This is a genomic window from Bartonella sp. AA126HLJHH (assembly GCF_042197425.1).
Classification (GTDB): domain Bacteria; phylum Pseudomonadota; class Alphaproteobacteria; order Rhizobiales; family Rhizobiaceae; genus Bartonella.
On the sequence record NZ_JBHIRU010000014.1, the window covers coordinates 1 to 21,474 of the forward strand.

Sequence of the window (21,474 nt, forward strand, 5' to 3'; positions counted from 1 at the left end):
AAAATTATATCTACATACAAGGTCATATGTTAGACCCCATTAGTACAGTGATTGGTTACAATTGGCCTACGGCTTATGGGGTACGTTCCAAACCATATGATTCATTACATCCGTTAATTCTACCCCTCAGAGAGATGGGGGGAGCGATCATCGGCTATAATCCTAGTACCCATAATTGTTATGCTGATGCAAGTGCTAAGTGTAAAAATGATTACGGTTCATTTGATTTTATAAAATTTTATTCCACGAGAACAGGGAACAAAAAATGAAAATACGATTTAACTTATTGAGCCTGCTCATTCTATTAAGTATTACTGGATGTGATATGGACAAATCTCCTCCAGGGGAAGTATATGGGTGGATCAAGCCAGGAGCAGACTTTACCGAGGTAGGAAAAGCATTGCTAGAATGTGGCATGCCACACCTTAATTATCTTGAGGCTGAAAATCAAAAGCTCAGCAATAATGATAATGCAACAATTTATGCTTGTATGATTCAAGCAGGATTCCGTGACAGATATGGCGGTCCATCTTGGTGTGTGAATCATTGGAGGGAAAACCTTCCCATTTGTCAGCCTGGTGCTGTCATCCCGAAGAGAAGTGTCGAAAAGCGCTTAAACAGCCCTTTTTGTAAAAGAAGTCCAGTACAACCTGAATGCAAACCTTAAGTTTTGTTTGTGATGACCGACAATCCCCACACTCACGTTTTTACATGCCTGTGCGGGATTGTTTCCTCAAGCAACCATTTCAATATTGTTCACCGTTGTTTAAACAGCGGTGACAGAAAATATCAACAAGCTTATGAGCTGTTTATTGTAAATAAATCCATTGAAAGAGGGGAAGAATGAAGAAAATCTTAAAACTGTTGAGTTGTATAGCTCTGTTAAGTATCACTGGATGTGTTAACTCAATTCCCTCACTTTCTCCAGCATTATGGAGAAATAAAATACTTTTAGAATGTGGAGTACCGGACCTTAATAAGGTTGTGGCGCTAGATTTGAATCAATTTGCCAGTATTGAAATGTGTATGGCGCAATCAGGTTTTCGTCCTAGCTTTACAATACAAGATTGGTGTGAGAACCATAAATCGGATAATCTTCCCATATGTCGTCCTGGTGCTGTTATGCCTCAGCGAAGTGTTGAGAGACGCTTAAATAGCCCTTATTGTAAAAAGCATTCAGAACAACTTGAATGCAAACCTTAGGTCTTGCTTCAGCAGAGAAAGCCTTGTCCGTCCTTACGAAAATTTCGCTTGTAACGTGCAAGCAAGTGATTTTAATTAATACAACATGGAACAGATTTTAAATGATAGAATCCTACAGAATTAGTTTTTTCATTCAACATGAAAACAATAAGTTATCTTTATAAATCAATGTGATGTAGCAGGATGAAGATGTTTATGCAAAGAATCTAAAAGTTTTTTTGCGAGTGTTTGAATAATTTCTTTGTTTTTCTGAATTTTAGATACAAAATACTATTGCTAAAGTACTAAAAGTAGATCATGCTGGTAAATAGATGAAACTTTGATGGCGCTTGGTTTTAAAAAAGGCCATATTTGATTTCACTGTTTGCGCTGGTATTGATTTTGCAATAACAGATAATAGTTTATTGTATGCAGAATACTGTTATTTAGATTTTGGTAAAAGAAATTTATAAAGAATATTATCATTAACAGTTATGCGAAACTTTAATGAAAATGAATCCAACTTTAATACACATAATTTTAGTGTGATTTAGTTTACAAATTCTTATTGAATGCAAAATTAAAAGTTTAAGAAGCCTTATTTGCAAAAATTCTTTATTTTTTTGTGAGTGTGTCATTTTTGCTACAGATATTTCAGAAAAGATGCTCTATATGAATTTCATTTTGGATATTTGGAGAGATTTTATGAATACAAAACGTTTAATAACAGCGTCTATTTTTTCTTTAATTTCAGCGTCTACAGCACTAGCTGCTGATGTTATGATTCCTCATCAGCCAGCATCATCGACTGCTTCTACCATTGTTGCACCTACTTTTTCATGGACAGGTCTTTATTTAGGTGTCCAAGCTGGTGGTTTTTCGAGCAAAGCTGATATGGCTCTTGTTGGTCAAGAAAAGAGTTTACCACTAGATAAAGAGTTCTCTCCTAAACTTTCAGGTTTTGTAGGTGGTTTTTATGCAGGTTCTAATATTGATCTCGGTGATAACTTTATTTTTGGCATCGATACGGATTTAATGGTATCTGGAAAAAAACACACAAAGACCATTACCATAGGAGCGGCTGATAACACTACAGTAGAAAATGCAGTCGTAAGATCCCGCAGATCCGCAAGCCTATCAACGCTTCAACCAACACAAGAAGCAATAGGAACACAGGCACAAACGCAAGCAGCAAAATCCGCTTCAGGAGGATCTGCAGGTGCAGGAACACCTGCTGGTGCAGGAGCTGCAGTAGTAGGGACGCCAGCAACAGGATCTGCGTCAGGAAACCCTACACCAGCAGCTTCAGAAGCAGTGCAATCCAAACAAACAGGCGATGTTAATTCAACAAAAACGCCAGTAGTGTCATCTCTACCATCAAAAACGTTAACATCTGAATTGTCAGGAGTACAAGCAGTTTCCGCTAATCAAGTAACAAAACCACAAGCAGGAACGACTACAACGACAGTATTAAGCGAGAGAATACAAGCAGCTGATACATCTAAACTAACACTCTCCAGTGCAGGGACAAAATCAGTGCAATTGCCATCGTCCTCATCAGGAAGATCAGATACAGGAGGGGCATCGGTAGGTGGATCACAATCAGCTGCACCTAAATCGACATCCCTTACAACAGGAGCAGGAACATCAGTGCAGTCAGCATCGCGATCAGCTACTGTATCAGTAGTGCCTGCACCAGTAAAACCTACTGTAACCACACCAGCAGTACAGCCAGCAGCAAAAGCACCTACATTGGTACAACCATCAGCAGAAAAAACAGTACCGAGCGGACCACTTGTACTTGCGAGATCAGGATCATCCTCTGGTTCAGAGACAAAAGCTTCTAATGGAACAAGCGGAGCCCAACAGGGAGGTCATCATAGTTCTTCCCATGGTAGCGGAAATGCTAATTCGCATGGTGCACCTCATGCAGGTGGGCATAGCTCTGGTGCTCATCCGAATGGTACTAATCCACATGTTTCTCGTTCTCATGGTGGACAGAATATGGCTGGACACGGTGCACAAAGTACACAAGCGGTGGATAAGAACGCTTCCAGTGTATATGGTATAGAACAAATAAAAAAGATGGCTTCTGAACTTGGTCTTGATCAAGAGGATGCAGTTGAAACTTTAAGTCATACTTTCAAGCAAAATTGGGGTGGTGCTACACGGGTACGTATTGGTTTTGCTGCTGATCGCTTTATGCCTTATCTTGCTGGTGGTATTGCTTATGGGCAATTCCAAGACACTGTATCAATATCTGTTAAGGATGAGGATGGAAGAGTCGTTTCTTCTAAGAACTTAGCTGATGAAACAAAAACCATGATTGGTTACACACTTGGTGGTGGCGTTGATTTCTCGCTTTTGGATAATGTGATTGTACGTGCAGAATATCGTTACTCTGATTTTGGTAAAAAGAAATTTGCAAAGGAAAAACTTGAAGTTAACTACAAAACCAATGATTTCCGTGTTGGTGTAGCTTATAAATTCTAATTTTTTAAAGAGTAAATTTCTAAGAGGCTCCACTGTTAGTGGAGCCTTTATTTTTTTTAAGATCACTTTTTGGTTTCTTTTCTTGTGAATTTCATGATAAAGCCCATAGAGTGTGATAATATATTTTCCTGATCGCTGCTTAATACGAATGATAAGCTCGGCTTTCCCTATAGATAAAAACCAGAGTTGCAGGGTTCAGGGAAGTTATGCAAAAATGAAATCGTAAAAGTGGACAGGGATATTTCACAATGGCTGTGAAAAATGAAACAATAGATTATTCAAAAACTCTTTATCTCCCACAGACAAATTTTCCTATGCGTGCAGGGCTTCCGCAAAAAGAGCTTGAATTGATGGCGCGTTGGGAAAATATGGGGCTTTATGCGCAATTGCGTCAACAAGCAAAAGATCGTCCATTTTATATTCTTCATGATGGTCCGCCTTATGCAAATGGTCATATTCATATCGGGCATGCCTTAAACAAAGTTCTAAAGGATGTGGTTGTCCGTTCATTCCAAATGCGCGGTTTTAATGCAAATTATGTACCTGGTTGGGATTGCCATGGGCTTCCAATTGAATGGAAAATTGAAGAAAAATATCGAGCACAAGGAAAAAATAAGGATGAGGTACCTCTTAACGAGTTTCGTCAAGAATGCCGTGAATTTGCACAGCATTGGGTAACTATTCAAAGTGAAGAATTTAAACGCCTTGGTGTTGTGGGAGATTTTAACACGCCTTATACTACAATGGCTTTTCATGCAGAAGCACGCATTGCCAGTGAATTGATAAAATTTGCTATGTCAGATCAGATTTATCGTGGTTCCAAGCCAGTGATGTGGTCTGTTGTGGAGCGTACGGCTTTGGCAGAGGCTGAGATTGAATATCATGATCATGAATCAGAGGTGCTTTGGGTTAAGTTTCCTGTTTTTGAAGCAAATTCTGATGATTTATATGGTGCTTATGTCGTCATTTGGACAACAACGCCGTGGACAATTCCAAGCAATCGTGCAGTGAGTTATTCTTCACAGATTTCTTATGGTATTTACGAAGTTGAAAGTGCTGAAAATGATTTTGGTCCTCAAGTGGGAGAAAAGCTTCTCTTTGCAGACGCTTTAGCGATGAGTTGTGGAGAAAAAGCCAAACTTGTTTTGAAGCGTTTGCGTGTTATTTCTGCTGAGGAATTGAAAGCTCTTGTTCTTTCTCATCCACTCAAAGGTTTGGCTGGGGGGTATAATTATAAAATTCCATTGCTTGATGGTTCACACGTAACAGAGAGTGCTGGTACAGGTTTTGTCCATACAGCACCAAGCCATGGGCGTGAGGACTTTGAAATTTGGAATGATTATAAGTCCTTACTGGAGCAAGCGGGGATTGATTCATCTATACCGTTTCCTGTTGATGATGCAGGGTTCTATACGAAAGATGTTCCAGGTTTAGGACCAGATCGTGAAGGAGGACCTGCACGTGTTATTGATGATAATGGAAAAATGGGTGACGCCAATAAAGAGGTCATTAACGCTTTAATTAAAGCAGATCGATTGTTTGCACGGGGGCGTTTAAAGCATTCCTATCCCCATAGTTGGCGTTCAAAAAAACCCGTTATTTTTCGCAATACACCGCAATGGTTTATTTCAATGGATAAAGATTTTGGGGATGGTTCAACTTTACGTAGTCGGGCTTTGGAAGCTGTTTCAAAAACGCGTTTTGTGCCATCTTCTGGGCAAAACCGCCTAGCTTCTATGATAGAGGATCGTCCTGATTGGGTTCTTTCTCGTCAGCGTTCTTGGGGGGTTCCTATTTGTATTTTTGCGAATGAGGATGGTGTTATTCTAAAAGATGAAGGTGTGAACGAGCGTATTTTACGGGCTTTTGAAGCAGAAGGGGCAGATGCATGGTTTGCTGAAGGAGCACGTGAACGTTTTTTAGGTGAGCGTGCACATGAGCCTTGGGTACAGGTTTATGATATTTTGGATGTTTGGTTTGATTCTGGAGCCAGCCATAGCTTTGTGTTAGAAGATCGGGCTGATTTGAAATGGCCTGCTGATGTTTATTTTGAAGGTTCAGATCAACATCGCGGATGGTTCCAATCTTCTCTTTTGGAAAGCTGTGGTACGCGTGCTTGTTCTCCCTATAAGTCCGTGATCACACACGGTTTTACTTTGGATGAGAATGGTAAGAAAATGTCTAAATCTTTAGGCAATACGGTTGTTCCGCAAGAAATCATTAAAACATCTGGAGCTGATATTTTTCGTCTCTGGGTTATGACAGCCGATTATTGGGAAGATCAGCGTTTAGGCAAAAAAATACTTCAAACAAATGTGGATTCATATCGTAAACTACGCAATGCAATTCGTTGGATGCTAGGAACTTTAGCACATGATGATGGAGAAGAAGTATCTTATGGTGCACTGCCGGATCTTGAAAAATTTATATTGCATAGGCTTTTTGAACTTGATCAGTTGATTAATCGCGCTTACGATGAATTTGATTTTAAAAAGATTATGCGTGCATTATTGGATTTTTCAATCATTGAGTTATCGGCATTTTATTTTGATATCCGCAAGGATTCTCTTTATTGTGATGCGCCTTCATCAAAAAAACGCAAGGCCTCCTTGCAGGTTGTCCGTGAGATTTTTGAGCGTATGGTCACATGGCTTGCTCCAATGTTGCCTTTTACTATGGAGGAAGCTTGGTTAGAGCGTTATCCAGAAAGCCAATCGGTGCATTTGGAACAATTTCGCTCTGTACCAGAAGAATGGCAAAACCAATCTTTGGCTGAGCGTTGGAAAAAAATTCGGCAGGTCCGTAAAGTTGTGACAGGTGCTTTAGAGCTTGAACGTGCTAATAAGCATATTGGATCCTCTTTAGAAGCTGCGCCTATTGTTTTTATTTCCAATCTGGTTTTACGAGAGGCATTAGAAAATGTGGATATGGCGGAGATCTGTATTACCAGTGCACTCACAATTACGCAGGACACGATACCTTCTGATGCTTTTACTTTGAATGATGTTGAAGGTGTTGGTGTATATCCAGAGAAGGCATTAGGAAAAAAATGTGCTCGATCATGGCGTTATACACAAGATGTTGGAAGTGATCCAGCTTATCCGGATGTATCTGCTCGTGATGCAGCTGCTTTGCGGGAATTGCAGATTCTTGGCAAGATTTAAAGTTTTAGATCAAAGGAAAGAAATGCAAGTAAATTTCTCATATTGATGAATATAGTTTTTTGTGGTACGAAAAAAATTCCGTTGTTTTATCTGCAGGGGGGGAAATTTGTGTATGGACCGTTCTCTCATAAATAACGGGAATATTAATCAGCCATACACCTAGGAAATGGAATAGGCAGTGAGAAAACGTGAAATAAAAATATTTCCAATAGGAATTTTAGGGATGTGCTTTGTTTTAACGGGATGCAATTTATCCGCTCCTACCTATGGTACCAATAAACCAGTTTCAATACAGTTTTTTGAAGATGTTGCTAATATCACTTCATTAACACCAACAAATAACAGCAGCCAGATTGTTATGAAACCTCATCCAAAACTTGTAATACCAAGCCCTAGTTCACGCAGATTTTTGCCGGTACCACAACAAGATAGATCTGTCAATGAAATGGCAGCATCGAAGAAGCATCAAGGAAATACTCCTTTTCCTCACAAAGGATCGTCAGTTAATGGCGTTGGTTCAGAAAATCCTTCACAGTTGAATGCGAAGCAACGACAGGAATATTTACGTCGTCAGAGAGCACAAGTTGGAAGTTCAAAATACCGTCGCTATCTCACTGAACCACCTTTAAGTTATCGCCAACCGGCAAAAACCGCACCTATTGGTCGATAGGGAAAAGACAAAACATTTAAAGTAAAGTATTTTTCCAATTACTTATGATACCAAGCTCTCATTCGCGCGCAGTTATAATGCTGCTGTAGGAGGGGGGTGTTCTCATGAAATAGCAATATGACAACAGCATCGAGAGATTCCTTATGCGTTTCCTTAACACGAAACATTTCTCAAGCTCATTTTACAACATTGCTCATGTGGCTAGTATAACGTAAAATCTATTGTGCTCCAATACTTTATGCTTAGGAAGGAGAAAGTGGATACCATCATTTTATTTTACAGACTCCAATGTTGCGATAATTCTTGCATTTGAGAGCTTTCATAAGAGACATTTTTAGTCTTTTCTAAAACGTTCTTTATCCAGACGATAATTCCGCTTATGATGTGCAAGAAAGTGATTTTTACTGTTTCAATGTAATTTGAAATGAGAGTATATCTACGATATTTTGGACTTTATATTTTATATACAAAATAATGAATTATTCTTTTGAATGAATGTATCATCTAATAGAAACAATATGCAGAATTAAAAGAGAGAAAAAATGCTTCGAAATAGCTTTTGCTATATATATATGTCAGAAGAATTAACAGTCTTTTTTGAGAAGTAGGATAGTTTTAAAGAGTGAAAGTTATGGAAGAAGAATTATTTTTAGTATCGCTTTTGTATAAAAAAGTCTTTAAGTAATTGAGCTGCTTCTTTTTCCTTGAAACCAGAATAAATTTCAGGTTTGTGATGGCAGGTTGGTTGCTGATAAAAACGTGGGCCATTTTCTATAGCACCTCCTTTGGGATCATTTGTTGCATAATAGAGACGTCGTATGCGTGCAAATGAAATGGCAGCGGCACACATAGCACAAGGTTCAAGTGTTACATAAAGATCGCAATCAGGAAGCCTTTCGTTTTGCAATGTTTCGCAAGCCATACGGATTGCGCGTATTTCTGCGTGTCCTGTAGGGTCATATGCAGATTTTATAAAGTTACCAGCGCGTGCAATGATAGCTTTTCCACGTGTAATGACAGCACCTACGGGAACTTCATCTTTTTTTGCAGCCTCTTGCGCTTCTAAAAGGGCTATTTCCATGGGCGTCAAAGTCATAATATTCTTTCTACTGAAGGTATAGAAAATCTAAAGGTTATCTCGATAAGGAATGCTATGGAATGAATAATTTATTACGCTTTTATAATGAAAAGAATACCTCTATTTTTTTAAGAGTTTAAAACAAACTTGCAAGTCGACAGATACATTATTGTCGTTAAAGGATAGAAAATGATAAATGATTATGCTACTTCCTTTTTCAGGATAAGCGGTATGGTGCATGTGAATAATTTTCTGAACATACTTGCAAAGATTGGTTTGAAACGCAAATGAATGAAAATAATGAGAGTGAACGAATTGCTAAAAGGTTAGCGCGTGCTGGTATTGCTTCGCGTCGAGATGCAGAAATGATGATTGTTGCAGGTCGTATTTCTGTGAATGGTAAAGTCGTGACAACGCCTGCTTTTAATGTTAGCCGCTCTGATGTTATTAAAGTTGATGGCAAACCTTTACCTCCTATAGAACGAACGCGTTTATGGCTTTACCATAAGCCAGCAGGTCTTGTCACCACGAACCGTGATCCTGAAGGCAGACCTACAGTTTTTAGTAATTTACCAAAAGGAATGCCGCGTGTTCTTTCTGTTGGAAGGCTTGACATTAACACGGAAGGGCTTTTGCTTTTAACCAATGATGGTGGCTTAGCGCGTGTATTAGAGCTTCCTGTAACGGGGTGGGTCCGCAAATATCGTGTCCGTGCTCATGGAAGAGTCAAGCAGAGCGCGTTGGATAACCTTAAAAATGGTATTGCGATTAATGGTATTTTTTATGGTTCGATTGAAGCATCAATTGAACGCGAACAAGGGTCGAATGTATGGCTTTCTGTCGCTTTGCGAGAAGGAAAAAATCGTGAAATAAAGAATGTTTTAGGGGCATTGGGATTATCAGTTAATCGATTAATACGTGTATCTTATGGTCCATTTCATCTCTCTGATTTAGAAGAAGGAGCCGTGCAAGAGTTAAAAGGGCGGATGTTACGAGATCAGTTGGGGGAGCGTTTAATTATGCAAGCCAATGCAGATTTTGATGCTCCTATTCTTAAGCCATTTTCAAATTCTGCAGTTGTTGCAGAAAAGCAAAGCCAGAAAGATCTTTCTGTTGCAAATGATGGTTGGGTTTTCTCAAGTGAAAGGGCGATACGACGCCGACCAAGAGATGGTTCTGTTGAACATAGTCGCGCAGGATTAAGTACAAAGTCTCATGAGAATGTAAAGAAGGAGAAAAGTGAAGAAGGAAAAGCAGAGCGTTTTCTACCGCGTTCTCGCCGAGCTAATGTTTGGATGGCTCCTGGTGCACGTCCGCAAAGTGCACGTAGAAAGCCTTCTTATAGTGAGGAGAAATCGCATGGTCATAAGAGCGATTTGGATGGTAGAAAATCATTTCATCGAGGCAAGGAAAAACTAAAAGAAGATCCGTCATACAAAGAGAAGAGGGAAAGTTTTGTTCAAAAACATGGCAAAATATCTTATGACGAGACGCATCCCTTTGGTAAGAAAGATCGCTTTTTAAAGGATAAAGAGAAAATGATAAAAGGTGATCATGATGAACATTCTTTTGAGAGAAAGAAAAAGGTAAAATCGTTTGGTGGTGCTATGAAAAAATCTAAACCACATAGGGACGCTGCAAAAACTTCGAAGCGATTTGGAGGTCCACGTGCGGATCATAGGCGGTAAATTTGCTGGGCGTGTTTTGTTTTCGCCTGTTAATCAGTCGATTCGCCCAACGAGTGATCGTACACGTGAAAGCCTTTTTAATATTCTTTCTAGCCGTGAAGAAGAATTTTGGACCAATAAACGCATTCTTGATCTTTTTGCTGGTACTGGTGCTTTAGGCATCGAAGCACTTTCGCGTGGAGCAAAGGCGGCTGTTTTTGTTGAAAACTCGGTTGAGGGGCGTGGGTTGCTTCAAAAAAATATAGAAGCCTTTGAATTACAGTCGATAGGACGGATTTTGCGTCGTGATGCGACCAAACTTGGCAATATTGGCACAATGCTGCCATTTGATGTTATCTGCGCTGATCCTCCCTATAGCCGTTGTTTAGGTGAACGTGCTTTTGTAGAAGCTTTGCGAGGAGGGTGGGCAAAAGCTGATACACTCTTCATACTTGAAGAAAAGAAAGATACAATGATTTATTTACCTAACGTCTTTTATCTAGACGATGAGCGTTTTTATGGTGAGACAGCAGTACGTCTCTATAAATTACGATCGCTTACATCTTGAGAAAGTTCTTGTTTTTATCCGATAGGATGAAAAAATGCTTTTACACAGTTTTCTTCATTTTATATGGTTTTTAAAAGGTCAAGTAGAAAATCAATAAAAGATTCTAATGTTAAAGGAATTGATGAATTTTTATTAGCTTTACTACAGAAGGATGTTTTTTCTCCAATAGGATATATATTCCTCGATAATAGTTATGATCTTTTTTGTTTAATTTTTTTCTGCTATACCTTAATCATCACATTTCATCAGCAGTTGAAAGCTTTAAGCTGTGCAGTTTGCATTTATATCTTATATGATGCGTAACTTCTATTTTTGTTATTGTATAAATTTAAAAAAGATATTTTGTTTAGTATTGAAAATATTGTTCATTTATCCTGAGTATTTGTCTGTTTAGTTTAGTAGTATCCCTTGTTGATTTAATCATTACATAGTAAGTAAATCTAAGAGTATTAAGTATCTTATCGTTGTGCAGCTTTAAGGGTACTTTTTTATAATATTCTTTATCACTAAAGATAAGTAATTTGTAAAAAAGGGGAGATTGTCGTGTTTAATTGGATATATAGTGAAGAGATTAGTACAGAAGCAAGTGCTGAGCAAATTTGGGCTATATGGGAAGATGTGGCATCATGGCCTTGCTGGGATAGTGAACTTGAGTGGGTAGAACTTTCTGGTCCTTTCAAAGAAGGCGCTATAGGACGCATGAAACCTAAAAAGGGACCTACAGTAACTTTTACGCTTGATAAAGTTATAAAAAATGTTTGTTTTTCTGATTATGCTAAACTTCCTTTTACACGTATGAGTTTTAATCATGAATATATTTGTTCAACAAAAACTGGTTCTTCAAATAACAAAATCCGTCATACTGTAATCATGTCTGGTTTACTTGCTCCTTTATTTGGAATGATTATTGGATCAAAAATTAAGTTACATCTTCGGGATGCAATGATTGAAATGAGTAGACGTGCTCTTACTGAAAACAAAAGCATTTTGTAAGGGGGTACATTTATAAAGAAGTTAATACCTTTAAAAGGTGCAGAACTCTTAGCCTTGTTAGAATGAAATCAGTTATGAGTATATAGCAAATTGATGAGCTATGATTTGGTTTTAGTTAGCTGTTGAAATCGTGTCAAAGCATCTTACGGGATTAATTTTGCGCTAAAAATCTTATGAAATTCATTGAATTTTTTATATATAAAAGCTTATAAGATGCTCTCTTCGTTGAAAATGAGAAAGTTTCAGAAGCTCATTGCTTCTCTTATGATGTAGGTCCATATTGTCATGATATTTGCTGGTTTCTAATGTTGCGATAGCTTTTGCATTTAAAACCTTCATAAGAGATATTTTGATTTCTTCTTAAATGGTTTTCATTCATACGCTCCTTACTTATGATTTGCTCGCAAATAGTTGTGATTGACTCAACATGAATAGGTTCGAAACAGAGAGAATTTTATGATATTAGGCTTTTTTATACAAATTACAAAACAATAAATTATAAGTATAAATCAAACTGTTAATTTTATTGAAAGATTACAAGATAATTTCTTGATTACTTTTAAATATAAAAATGAGTTCTTTATGATATTACGTCCATTAGGGTAAAGAAGTTTATGACTGCTCATTTTGTTGAAACCATAATGGAAGGAAATATTTTTTACTCTGTTTAAGTTTTGTTTCATTTACAAGAGTGCCGTCTCATTATGAGAGAGTTTATAGAAGCAAAGAAGTGTATACAAATATAAGGCATTTTCTTGATTCTTGCTTGGAAATAAAAGAATGCTATAGGAAAGATATGAGGTAAGTTTTTTACTACCCAGAGGAAGGAAGACCTGTGATTTAAATCATTTTATGCTTTTCGAATTTTTGAGGATTTTGGCTTAAATTCAAGTGTTATTGCTAAGACTTTTGTTAATTGCCAATTGTTCTGTTGATTTGATTGTCAGTGGAGATTTGGCTCCTAAAATGATAAGGGCCCCATGAGAAATCTTGAAACTAAAGAGATTTTACGGCATATACGGCATATTACGTCTTTTCATAAAGAAGCTAAAAGGGAAATGATTTAATGCATTAAAAGAAAAAGAATGCATGAATGTGCATAATCTTATGAATCAATACACAAGAGTTATATTCTGATTTGTATAAATTTGTCAGAATGCTTATCAATGTAAATAATAAAATATTTTAGGGAGTCTATAATGACTGACAAAAACCAGATTGAGAAAGCTGTTTCGCTGGTTGAAGCAGCAAAGCGTTCTGGGGCAGATGCTGCTGATGCTGTTATTGTTCATGCTCATTCTACCAGTGTATCAGTTCGTTTTGGGAAAGTCGAATCGACAGAAGCAGCAGAGAGCAATGATTTTACTCTAAGGGTTTTTGTTGGAAAAAAAGTAGCAAGTGTTTCTGCTAATTTAGGATCTTATCCGCAAGAACTTGCGGAACGTGCTGTTGCGATGGCTAAAGCTTCTCCCGATAGTTTATTTGAAGGTTTGGCAGATAAAGAGTGTTTGGTTAAGTATCCTAAAGATCTTGATCTTTTTGATAATTTTGTACCCAGCAGTCATTTTTTAACAGAAGATGCTTTAAAAACGGAGGCAGCAGCTCTTGATGTTAAAGGTGTAAGCAATTCTGGTGGCGCTGCAACAGCTTATGGCCGTAGTGGGTTTATTCTTGTGACCAGCGATGGTTTTTGTGGAGCCTATCGCTCAAGTTGTTTTTCACGTTCTTGTAGTGCTCTTGCAGGTGAAGGAACACAGATGGAGCGGGATTATGATTATACAACAGCCTTACATTTTTCTGATTTAGAGGCAGCAGAAACTGTGGGAAAGAATGCAGGGCTTGGTGCTGTTCGACGTTTGGGTGCAGTTCGTGCGGCGACTGGGAGCGTTGATGTTATTTTTAATCCGCGTACGGCTCGTGGAATTGCAGGGCATATCGCATCTATGGTCAATGGAGCCTCTGTGGTTCGAAAAACGAGTCTTTTACAGAATTTCCTAGGCAAGGAAGTGATGAAGCCTAATGTTAATGTAACCGATCAACCTTTGCGATTACGTGGAAATGCTTCTCATCCTTTTGATGGAGAAGGGGTAGAGGGGCAAACACTCAATATTATTGAAAATGGTATTTTAAAAAATTGGCTTCTTTCATCATCTACAGCACGTGAATTGGGACTTAAAACAAATGGACACGGTATGCGTTCGGCATCATTAGTGCAGCCGACCAGTACAAATTTTGCTATTGAACCGGGTTTAGTATCGCCTTGCGATATGATAAAAGATTTGCGAAATGGATTTTATGTGACCGAATTATTCGGTCATGGCATTGATTTTATTACTGGTCAGTATAGTCGTGGGGCTTCCGGTTTTTGGATTGAAAATGGTGAAATTGCTTATCCGGTAAGTGAAGTAACGCTAGGTTCTGATTTGCTTCATATGTTAGCACATTTAACACCTGCCAATGATATTGATCGGCGTTATAGTACAGCTGCTCCAACATTGTTAATTGAAGGGATGACACTTGCAGGAAAATAACACGCATCATTCTTCTGATTTAAATCTTTTGCGTGATGTTTGTCGAGAGGCAGGAGATTTAGCAATGCGGTATTTTGGATGCACGTTGGATGTCTGGATTAAAGAAGGTAATTCCCCAGTTAGTGAAGCAGATTTTGCTGTTGATCATTTCTTGAAAGAGAGGCTTCTTGGAGCTCGTCCAAATTATGGATGGATTTCAGAAGAAACAAAAGATAATCGAGAAAAACAAGATTATTATGAGCGCTCTTTTGTTGTTGATCCTATTGATGGAACGCGTGGTTTTCTTTCTGGCAATCCTTATTGGTGTATTTCGGTTGCCATTATTGAGAATGGGCGTCCTATTGTGGGCGTTCTACAATGTCCGGCTCAAGGAGATGTTTATACAGCTGTAACAGGTGGAGGGGCAACATTAAATGGGATAAAACTTCCTCGTTTAGCCTTTGAGGTTCATCGAAAATATAAAATTTCACTTGATAAATCGCTCGCACAAAAATTACCAGATGATTTTCTCAATCAAGTCAGTCTTTACCATTATCTTCCTTCTCTTGCTTATCGTATTGTTCTTGTTGCTCAAGATGAAATTGATATCGTATTAGTTCGTCCAAATTGTCATGAATGGGATATTGCCGCTGCTGATCTTATTTTGCAGGAGTGTGGAGGGTGTTTTTTATCGCTTGATGCCCCTTTACTATCTTATGGAATTGAACCTTACCAGTATGGACTTTTAATTGCTGGTAAAAATAATTGCTGTCAAGATATGATAGATGTTGTTCGTCAAACAAAGTTAGTTTAATCACGTAAAAGCGCGCTAAGATAATCTAAATGATATGGAGGCACATATGACTGAAACCAAAGAAAAAAAACAATATTTACATCTTGTATTTGGTGGGGAATTAAAAAATCTTAACAGTAATCAATTTAAGAATCCTGATGATTTAGATGTGGTTGGTATTTTCTCAGATTATCAATCCGCTCAAGAAGCATGGCAGGCAAAAGCACAAAGCAGTGTAGATAATGCATTACAACGTTATTACATTGTAGATTTGCATCAGTTTCTTGATGCTGAGTTAGGCGATGCAGAATAAAGCTTGAATATTTGGTCATTATAACCTGTAGATTGCTTCATGCTTTTGTTTAGTCGTCCTTTTCATAGGTACGTTCTTCGGGTAAAATAGAATGCCGTAAAAAAGAATATGCTTGTTGTTTAAAATTCATATGTTTTTTTAAGAAACATCTCCCAAAGCACCCAAGCCCATTTCATAATAGTGTCCGTGCAAGGTATAAAATCCATTATTGCACCACCATCTTTACGCTTAATAAAAATGCAAGACAGTTTCTATCAACCTATTTACAACAGCAATATTATCATGACAGCTATCACTCGAAGTTTATGATTATATTGTGAATAGTCACTCTGCTTTTGAATGGGGTATGAGACACTAATGCGTTAAGATTAATAAAAAGAGTAGCATTATTAATGATAGCAATTACTACTCTGTTGAGATTATTAGCACTCGTTACTTATCTATTGGAATTTTTTAAACGAGTTATTACTATAAGCTTAGAAACCATGAAAGTCGTTAGAAACTTTACCAAAATTAGAAACTTAGAGAAACTGAATAGATTTATGAAGTTAACTTACCTCATAAGGATTTCTTGAGTACTCATTTAAAACTACAATCTATAAGTTAATCATTTTGTGTTGATTATATACAATCTTAAAAGGAATAATATATCATTGCGACCTCCTGAAAAGAGAGGATTTAAAATTTTGAAAACTCTTATTTAAATTGCTTTAAGACTTTTAAGAAATTCTCTATTAAACGAGATTAGATTTTTCTAGATTACCTTTAAGAGATTATATCACAATTTAAAATGAGAACTCTATACTATTCAAAAGTTTTTAAGATTAGTTTGACATATTCATTTTATTGAAATGAAATAATAGAGATTGAGCTTTCTTTTAAACACATTTTATTTGTTGTATTTATATTAGGTTGTAATGTCTATATGGGTTATTTTTTGAAAAATTGACAATACCTAACATATGTAAAAATAAGCTTTTTCTCTAAAATACCAACGTGCAAAATTCAAAGTCTCATTAAAATCATAAGAAGTATTTATTCAGTGAGTTGAAAAAATTGATACAATCTATGTCATAGGTTTATCATTTATATTTTAAAAATTATAATCGACTGAAATGTAGTTTTGTTATTTTTGAGTAAGATTTTTTATAGGGTGCAGAATGAAGTGATAAAATCGATATAAGTTACAAAATTTAATTAAAAGAGATTTAAATAATGTGTATATGTATTGAATTTTCTCATGGATTAAGCTTTTTTTATTTAAGATATGGATGATATTAAAAAATATGGATGCAACCAATAGCGTTGATGATTTTTTTAACAAAATAAGTATATAGATATCTTAAAATAGCTGGATGAGGTGATTTTAAATGGTAGAATTAAAGGCACATACGGCTCTTTTAAGCTATCGGATAATTGGTTTTTGCTTATGTCCTGTTATTCCTTTTTATTTGTTCTTTCGTGCTATTCGTGGAAAAGAAGAGTGGTGTCGCAAAAAAGAGCGTTTAGGTAAAAGTTCTCATGTACGTCCCCAAGGTTCATTAGTTTGGTTGCATGCAGCAAGTGTTGGAGAAACACTTGCACTTTTTCCACTTGTAAATTATATTTTATCATTGAAAATCAATGTATTAATGACAACAGGGACTGTGACCTCTTCGACTCTTGTGAAAAAACATTTTGGTGATAGGTTGATTCATCAATATGCTCCTTTGGATTTAGATTTTGCAGTGCGCCGTTTTATTAGTCATTGGAAGCCTGATCTCGTCTTGATTTGTGAATCAGAAATTTGGCCCCTTCGTATTAAAGAACTTGCAAAAATGCGTATTCCGCAGATTTTGGTTAATGCCCATATGTCTGAACGTTCTTTTAAAGCTTGGCAAAAACGACGCGTTCTTGCCAAACATATTTTTAAGGATATTGATTTGGCGATTGGTCAAAACGAAAGAGATGTAGCTTATTACCATACACTTGGCGTAAAATCTGTTACGTTTTCTGGTAATCTCAAGGCTGATGTTTTTCTGGTTGAAAATCAAGAATTGCTTGCACGTTATCGTAATGCTATCGGCAATCGCCCAGTTTGGGCAGCTGTTTCAACGCATGAAGGGGAAGAGGAGATTGCTTTTGAGGTCCATAAAATTGTTAAAAATTATTTGCCAGATTTATTAACAATTATTGTACCTCGTCATCCTGAACGTTCAGAAGATCTTATCAGAAAATGCGATAATAAGGGGTTAAGTTTTATTCGTAGGAGTAGAGATGTTGTTCCAAACATGAATACCGATATTTTATGGGGAGATACCATTGGAGAAATGGGACTTTTTCTTCGCTTATCGAAAGTTTCTTTCGTTGGTAAATCGTTATGTGGAAATGGTGGACACAATCCATTGGAATTGGCTTTGCTTGGTTCCGCTATTTTGACAGGGCCTCATGTTTCAAATTTTCAAGAGATGTTCAAACAATTTCTAACGCATGATGCAGCATATATGGTTCAAGATACAAAACAGCTTGCTATTCAGGTGTATAAGCTTTTAACAAATGAAACATTGCGGCAAGAAATGATTGATAAGGCTCATGAAGTGGCGACAGGTATGGCAGGTGCATTTGAGCGCACATTAAAGATTTTAGATCCATTTTTACAACCCCTTGTAATACAAACAGGTTTACGTCAGCGTCAGGGTAGATATGCATATTAGCGCCCCTCGTTTTTGGTGGAAAAATAAAAGCTTTTTGCGTTTTGTGTTAGCTCCAGTTTCATGGGGGTATGGTTATTTTTCAAGTCGTTTTATGACAAGACAGCCTCCCGTGATTGATCTGCCAGTTTTGTGTATTGGAAATTTTACATGTGGCGGTGCGGGTAAAACGCCGGTTGTTATTGCTTTTACAAAAGTGGCTAAAGAACTTGGTTTCGTACCTGGTATTGTATCTCGTGGTTATGGTGGATCAGTTAAAGGGGTACATCTTGTAAATGAGAAATATGATACTCCATATAGTGTCGGAGATGAGGCACTTTTACTTGCACGTCATGCTTTTGTAGCTGTATCACCTAATCGTTATGCAGCGGCACAACGGCTTAAACAAGAGGGATGTAATCTTATTTTAATGGATGACGGATTTCAAAGTCGCCGTCTTTATATGGATTATGCGTTACTCGTTGTTGATGCGATGCGCGGTTTTGGTAATGGAGCTGTCTTTCCAGCAGGACCTTTGCGCGTACCATTAAAAACGCAGTTTTCTTTTATGGATAGTGTTTTATTGATTGGTCATTCCGATGCGCTTGATAATGTCGCTTTTCTTGTTTCGCGTACTGGAAAGCCTTTATATCGTGCTCATCTTAAAGCCAGTGCCTCTGATGAGGTTTCAGGAAAATCATTTTTGGCATTTGCTGGTATTGGCAATCCAGATAAATTTTTTAAATCTATTAAAGAATTGTCCGGTCATGTGGTGCAAACTTACATATATCCAGACCACTATTTTTTCACAGATAAAAATTTAAAAAGCCTTATACAAAAGGCTAAAATGCACAATTTATGGCTAGCAACAACAGCTAAAGATTATATCCGTATACAGACAATTCACACGCAAAAAGGTTTGAAAAATCTTATTGTCTTTGATGTGAATGTCGATTTTGTTCAAAAAGACTTCTGTCGTATGGTCCTTGAAGAGGTCATGACCCGCTTTAGAAAACGTTCCCTTGAATTTTCTTGTCTAAAAGGCAAAGGCTAAATTTGTAGCTTTCGAGGGGTTATTTTTCTTTTGTTTTTAATAATTGCTTGAGATATGGGTTGCACTCAAGTTCACGCTGATAGGATATTTCACAACTAGCATATGCTTCTTGGCGGTGATGATTCCAATATTTTAAATCATCTATAGGGATTTTTTGCCCGCTAACAGCACAAATGGTATAGGTACCATATTCTATAATGTCATATCCGTTATTAGAATAATGAATTTTTGCTTCGCGTTCACCATTGGGAAACATTATAACTCCTTTTTACTTGATACAAGAGATTCAAGAAAAGTGCCATAAAATATATTATAAAGTCGAGAGTTAATTTTAAAATATTTTTCTTGTAAAAATGATGAAGAGCTTATTTTCTGCCAAAAAGACGTTCTATATCTGCCAATTTGAGTTCAATATAAGTAGGGCGCCCATGATTACATGTACTTGTATTAGGTATTGCCTCCATTTGTCGTAATAGTGTGTTCATTTCTTCGGGGCGTAAAAGGCGCCCTGACCGTATTGAACCGTGACAGGCCATCGTTGCTGCAACATAATCAAGCATTGCTTTTAAATTGTTTGTTGTATCATACTCAGCGGCTTCATCTGCAAGATCTTTAATAAGAGCTTGGACGTTGATCTCTCCTAACATGGAAGGGGTTTCACGCACAACAATTGCTCCTGGTCCAAATGATTCTATTCCTAATCCAAATTTTTGCAAAGCATCTTTATGCGTTAAAAGGCATGTTGCATCCTCTTCAGAGAGTTCTACAATTTCAGGAATAAGTAATAACTGTGAAGGAAGCGGTTTGGAATAAAGTGCATTTTTGAGTGCTTCATAAACTAATCGTTCATGAGCTGCATGCTGATCGACAATGATCAAACTATCTTGTGTTTGGGCGATAATATAGTTTTTATGAATTTGTGCTCTGGCCGCTCCTAGTGGATAAGATAACTCTTCTGATGAAGGTATAGTGCTTGGAATGTATGCATCTCCACTTGGTATATTTAAGCCCTCCATAATAGGAGTAGCATCTTCTTTTAAATCAAAAGAGCTAGTAATATCTAGGGGTTTGTGAACCATTGAAGCGCTGGTAAAATGATGAGGCTGTGGGTTATAAGAAGAGAACTGGTGCGTGTTCTTAAAATTGCCTAATGGTTGTTGTGCCAATGGTTGTTGTGTTTGAAATGCAGTAAGCATTGCTTCAGAACGGGTTGAAGTCGGACGAATACCAGATTGCTGCAATGCTTCACGAATAGCTCCAACAATTAAACCACGAATTAATCCTGGATCACGGAATCGTACATCAGCTTTAGCTGGGTGAACATTAACATCTACTTCAGCAGGTGGGAGATCAATAAAAAGAATAGCGACAGGATAACGATCACGGGGCATAACATCAGCATAAGCACCTCGGAGTGCACTCCATAGAAATTTATCACGCACGGGACGCCCATTAACATAAGCAAATTGATGTAGGCTGTTATTTCGGTTAAAAGATGGCAAGCAAGCAAAACCCGTTAAGCGCACTGCTTCGCGTTCAGCATTCAGTGTAATGCTATTAGGGGCGAATTCTTTTCCCATAATTTGCGTAATACGTTGTAATTGTCCTTGAGTATTATTTTCTGTAGCAGACAGTTCTATAGATGTTCTGTCTAGTCCTGAAAGAGAAAAGCGGATATGTGGAAATGCGATAGCAATTCGTTTAATCATATCGCTAATAGCACTTGTTTCAGCCCGATCAGTTTTCATAAATTTTAATCGTGCCGGTGTGACAAAGAAAAGATCACGAACTTCAACAATTGTTCCAAGATTCGCAGCAGCTGGTTTGGGTCCTACAATTTTTCCTGCAGTAACGGAAATTTCAGCAGCGCTCTCAGCATCTTTTGTTCGTGAAATGAGTTTAAGTTTAGCAACAGAACCAATAGAAGGGAGGGCTTCTCCTCTAAATCCAAGGAAGCAGATATTGTGTACGTCATCGGTAATCTTTGAGGTACAATGGCGAGAAACTGCTAAAGTTAATTGATCTGCAGGAATTCCATAACCATTATCACTCACCTTTATAAAATTTTTTCCCCCATTTGCTGTAATAATTTCAATGCGTGTTGCACCAGCATCAATAGCGTTTTCAACAAGTTCTTTGACAACATTTGCTGGTCGTTCAATAACTTCACCGGCGGCGATTTGATTAATAATATTTTCGCTAAGATGGCGTATAATCATAATAAATTCTAACAGGAATCTTAAGGGTTCTATAGAAAATTATGATAACATCATTTGCGAGACATTCAAGAATAAGAGAACATGAGAGGTATTATTTTTAC

Annotated in this window: 16 protein-coding genes and 1 pseudogene; 14 read left to right on the forward strand and 3 right to left on the reverse strand. The window is 37.3% G+C overall.

Annotation, left to right across the window (positions count from 1 at the left end):
- The 6 genes and pseudogenes from ACFIQC_RS07195 to ACFIQC_RS07220 form a co-directional block, all read left to right on the forward strand.
- Positions 1-269 (forward strand): annotated as a pseudogene (locus ACFIQC_RS07195) (hypothetical protein); the annotation flags it as partial.
- Complete coding sequence (locus ACFIQC_RS07200) at positions 266-667, forward strand: hypothetical protein (RefSeq protein WP_375630831.1); 402 nt, start codon at positions 266-268, stop codon at positions 665-667. The pseudogene ACFIQC_RS07195 and the gene ACFIQC_RS07200, both read left to right, overlap by 4 nt.
- Positions 668-843: 176 nt before the next feature.
- Positions 844-1,203: a hypothetical protein gene (locus tag ACFIQC_RS07205; protein WP_375608402.1), complete on the forward strand. Its 360-nt coding sequence runs from the start codon at positions 844-846 to the stop codon at positions 1,201-1,203.
- 684 nt (positions 1,204-1,887) lie between these two features.
- Complete coding sequence (locus ACFIQC_RS07210; RefSeq protein WP_375706950.1) at positions 1,888-3,675, forward strand: porin; 1,788 nt, start codon at positions 1,888-1,890, stop codon at positions 3,673-3,675.
- A gap of 248 nt (positions 3,676-3,923) precedes the next feature.
- Positions 3,924-6,839, forward strand: coding sequence for an isoleucine--tRNA ligase (gene ileS, locus ACFIQC_RS07215; RefSeq protein ID WP_375706951.1), 2,916 nt, complete (start codon positions 3,924-3,926; stop codon positions 6,837-6,839).
- A 178-nt stretch (positions 6,840-7,017) separates the two neighbouring features.
- Entirely contained in the window at positions 7,018-7,509 is a 492-nt protein-coding gene (locus ACFIQC_RS07220) for a hypothetical protein (protein WP_375612104.1), read from the forward strand.
- A 649-nt stretch (positions 7,510-8,158) separates the two neighbouring features.
- Here the strand turns inward: ACFIQC_RS07220 and ACFIQC_RS07225 are convergent.
- Entirely contained in the window at positions 8,159-8,605 is a 447-nt protein-coding gene (locus ACFIQC_RS07225; RefSeq protein WP_375632591.1) for a nucleoside deaminase, read from the reverse strand.
- Between the two features lie 269 nt (positions 8,606-8,874).
- On the opposite strand from ACFIQC_RS07225, the gene ACFIQC_RS07230 reads away from it, so the two are divergent.
- The 8 genes from ACFIQC_RS07230 (at position 8,875) to lpxK (ending at position 19,154) form a co-directional block, all read left to right on the forward strand.
- Entirely contained in the window at positions 8,875-10,275 is a 1,401-nt protein-coding gene (locus tag ACFIQC_RS07230) for a pseudouridine synthase (protein WP_375693286.1), read from the forward strand.
- The gene (gene rsmD, locus ACFIQC_RS07235; protein WP_375706952.1) at positions 10,256-10,822 is read left to right on the forward strand and encodes a 16S rRNA (guanine(966)-N(2))-methyltransferase RsmD; all 567 of its coding nucleotides are present in this window, start codon (positions 10,256-10,258) and stop codon (positions 10,820-10,822) included. Before ACFIQC_RS07230 ends, rsmD begins: the two co-directional genes overlap by 20 nt.
- Before the next feature lie 543 nt (positions 10,823-11,365).
- Positions 11,366-11,815 (forward strand): hypothetical protein, encoded by a 450-nt coding sequence (locus ACFIQC_RS07240; protein WP_375621073.1) that lies wholly within the window; start codon positions 11,366-11,368, stop codon positions 11,813-11,815.
- A 1,199-nt stretch (positions 11,816-13,014) separates the two neighbouring features.
- Complete coding sequence (locus ACFIQC_RS07245; protein ID WP_375706953.1) at positions 13,015-14,346, forward strand: TldD/PmbA family protein; 1,332 nt, start codon at positions 13,015-13,017, stop codon at positions 14,344-14,346.
- Positions 14,333-15,139, forward strand: a complete 807-nt coding sequence (locus ACFIQC_RS07250; RefSeq protein ID WP_375612376.1) for a 3'(2'),5'-bisphosphate nucleotidase CysQ — start codon at positions 14,333-14,335, stop codon at positions 15,137-15,139. The genes ACFIQC_RS07245 and ACFIQC_RS07250 overlap by 14 nt, the downstream gene beginning before the upstream one ends.
- A 46-nt stretch (positions 15,140-15,185) precedes the next feature.
- Positions 15,186-15,431, forward strand: coding sequence for a DUF4170 domain-containing protein (locus tag ACFIQC_RS07255; protein WP_375621070.1), 246 nt, complete (start codon positions 15,186-15,188; stop codon positions 15,429-15,431).
- A 1,370-nt stretch (positions 15,432-16,801) separates the two neighbouring features.
- Positions 16,802-18,124, forward strand: coding sequence for a lipid IV(A) 3-deoxy-D-manno-octulosonic acid transferase (gene waaA / locus ACFIQC_RS07260; protein ID WP_375640980.1), 1,323 nt, complete (start codon positions 16,802-16,804; stop codon positions 18,122-18,124).
- Positions 18,114-19,154, forward strand: a complete 1,041-nt coding sequence (lpxK, locus tag ACFIQC_RS07265; RefSeq protein WP_375706954.1) for a tetraacyldisaccharide 4'-kinase — start codon at positions 18,114-18,116, stop codon at positions 19,152-19,154. Before waaA ends, lpxK begins: the two co-directional genes overlap by 11 nt.
- Positions 19,155-19,173: 19 nt before the next feature.
- Here lpxK and ACFIQC_RS07270 read toward each other — a convergent pair whose 3' ends face one another.
- On the reverse strand, positions 19,174-19,410 hold the full coding sequence (locus ACFIQC_RS07270) for a DUF2093 domain-containing protein (RefSeq protein ID WP_375608064.1): 237 nt from the start codon (positions 19,408-19,410) through the stop codon (positions 19,174-19,176).
- A gap of 109 nt (positions 19,411-19,519) precedes the next feature.
- Positions 19,520-21,373, reverse strand: coding sequence for a DNA mismatch repair endonuclease MutL (gene mutL / locus ACFIQC_RS07275; protein ID WP_375630303.1), 1,854 nt, complete (start codon positions 21,371-21,373; stop codon positions 19,520-19,522).
- Positions 21,374-21,474: the final 101 nt, after the last annotated feature.

Excerpts from the sequence above, each read along its gene's own strand:
- ACFIQC_RS07200 (WP_375630831.1), top strand. The coding sequence starts at position 266 with ATGAAAATACGATTTAACTTATTGAGCCTGCTCATTCTATTAAGTATT.
- ACFIQC_RS07205 (WP_375608402.1), top strand. The coding sequence starts at position 844 with ATGAAGAAAATCTTAAAACTGTTGAGTTGTATAGCTCTGTTAAGTATC.
- ACFIQC_RS07210 (WP_375706950.1), top strand. The coding sequence starts at position 1,888 with ATGAATACAAAACGTTTAATAACAGCGTCTATTTTTTCTTTAATTTCA.
- ileS (WP_375706951.1), top strand. The coding sequence starts at position 3,924 with ATGGCTGTGAAAAATGAAACAATAGATTATTCAAAAACTCTTTATCTC.
- ACFIQC_RS07225 (WP_375632591.1), bottom strand. The coding sequence starts at position 8,605 with ATGACTTTGACGCCCATGGAAATAGCCCTTTTAGAAGCGCAAGAGGCT.
- ACFIQC_RS07230 (WP_375693286.1), top strand. The coding sequence starts at position 8,875 with ATGAATGAAAATAATGAGAGTGAACGAATTGCTAAAAGGTTAGCGCGT.
- ACFIQC_RS07245 (WP_375706953.1), top strand. The coding sequence starts at position 13,015 with ATGACTGACAAAAACCAGATTGAGAAAGCTGTTTCGCTGGTTGAAGCA.
- ACFIQC_RS07255 (WP_375621070.1), top strand. The coding sequence starts at position 15,186 with ATGACTGAAACCAAAGAAAAAAAACAATATTTACATCTTGTATTTGGT.
- waaA (WP_375640980.1), top strand. The coding sequence starts at position 16,802 with ATGGTAGAATTAAAGGCACATACGGCTCTTTTAAGCTATCGGATAATT.
- lpxK (WP_375706954.1), top strand. The coding sequence starts at position 18,114 with ATGCATATTAGCGCCCCTCGTTTTTGGTGGAAAAATAAAAGCTTTTTG.
- ACFIQC_RS07270 (WP_375608064.1), bottom strand. The coding sequence starts at position 19,410 with ATGTTTCCCAATGGTGAACGCGAAGCAAAAATTCATTATTCTAATAAC.
- mutL (WP_375630303.1), bottom strand. The coding sequence starts at position 21,373 with ATGATTATACGCCATCTTAGCGAAAATATTATTAATCAAATCGCCGCC.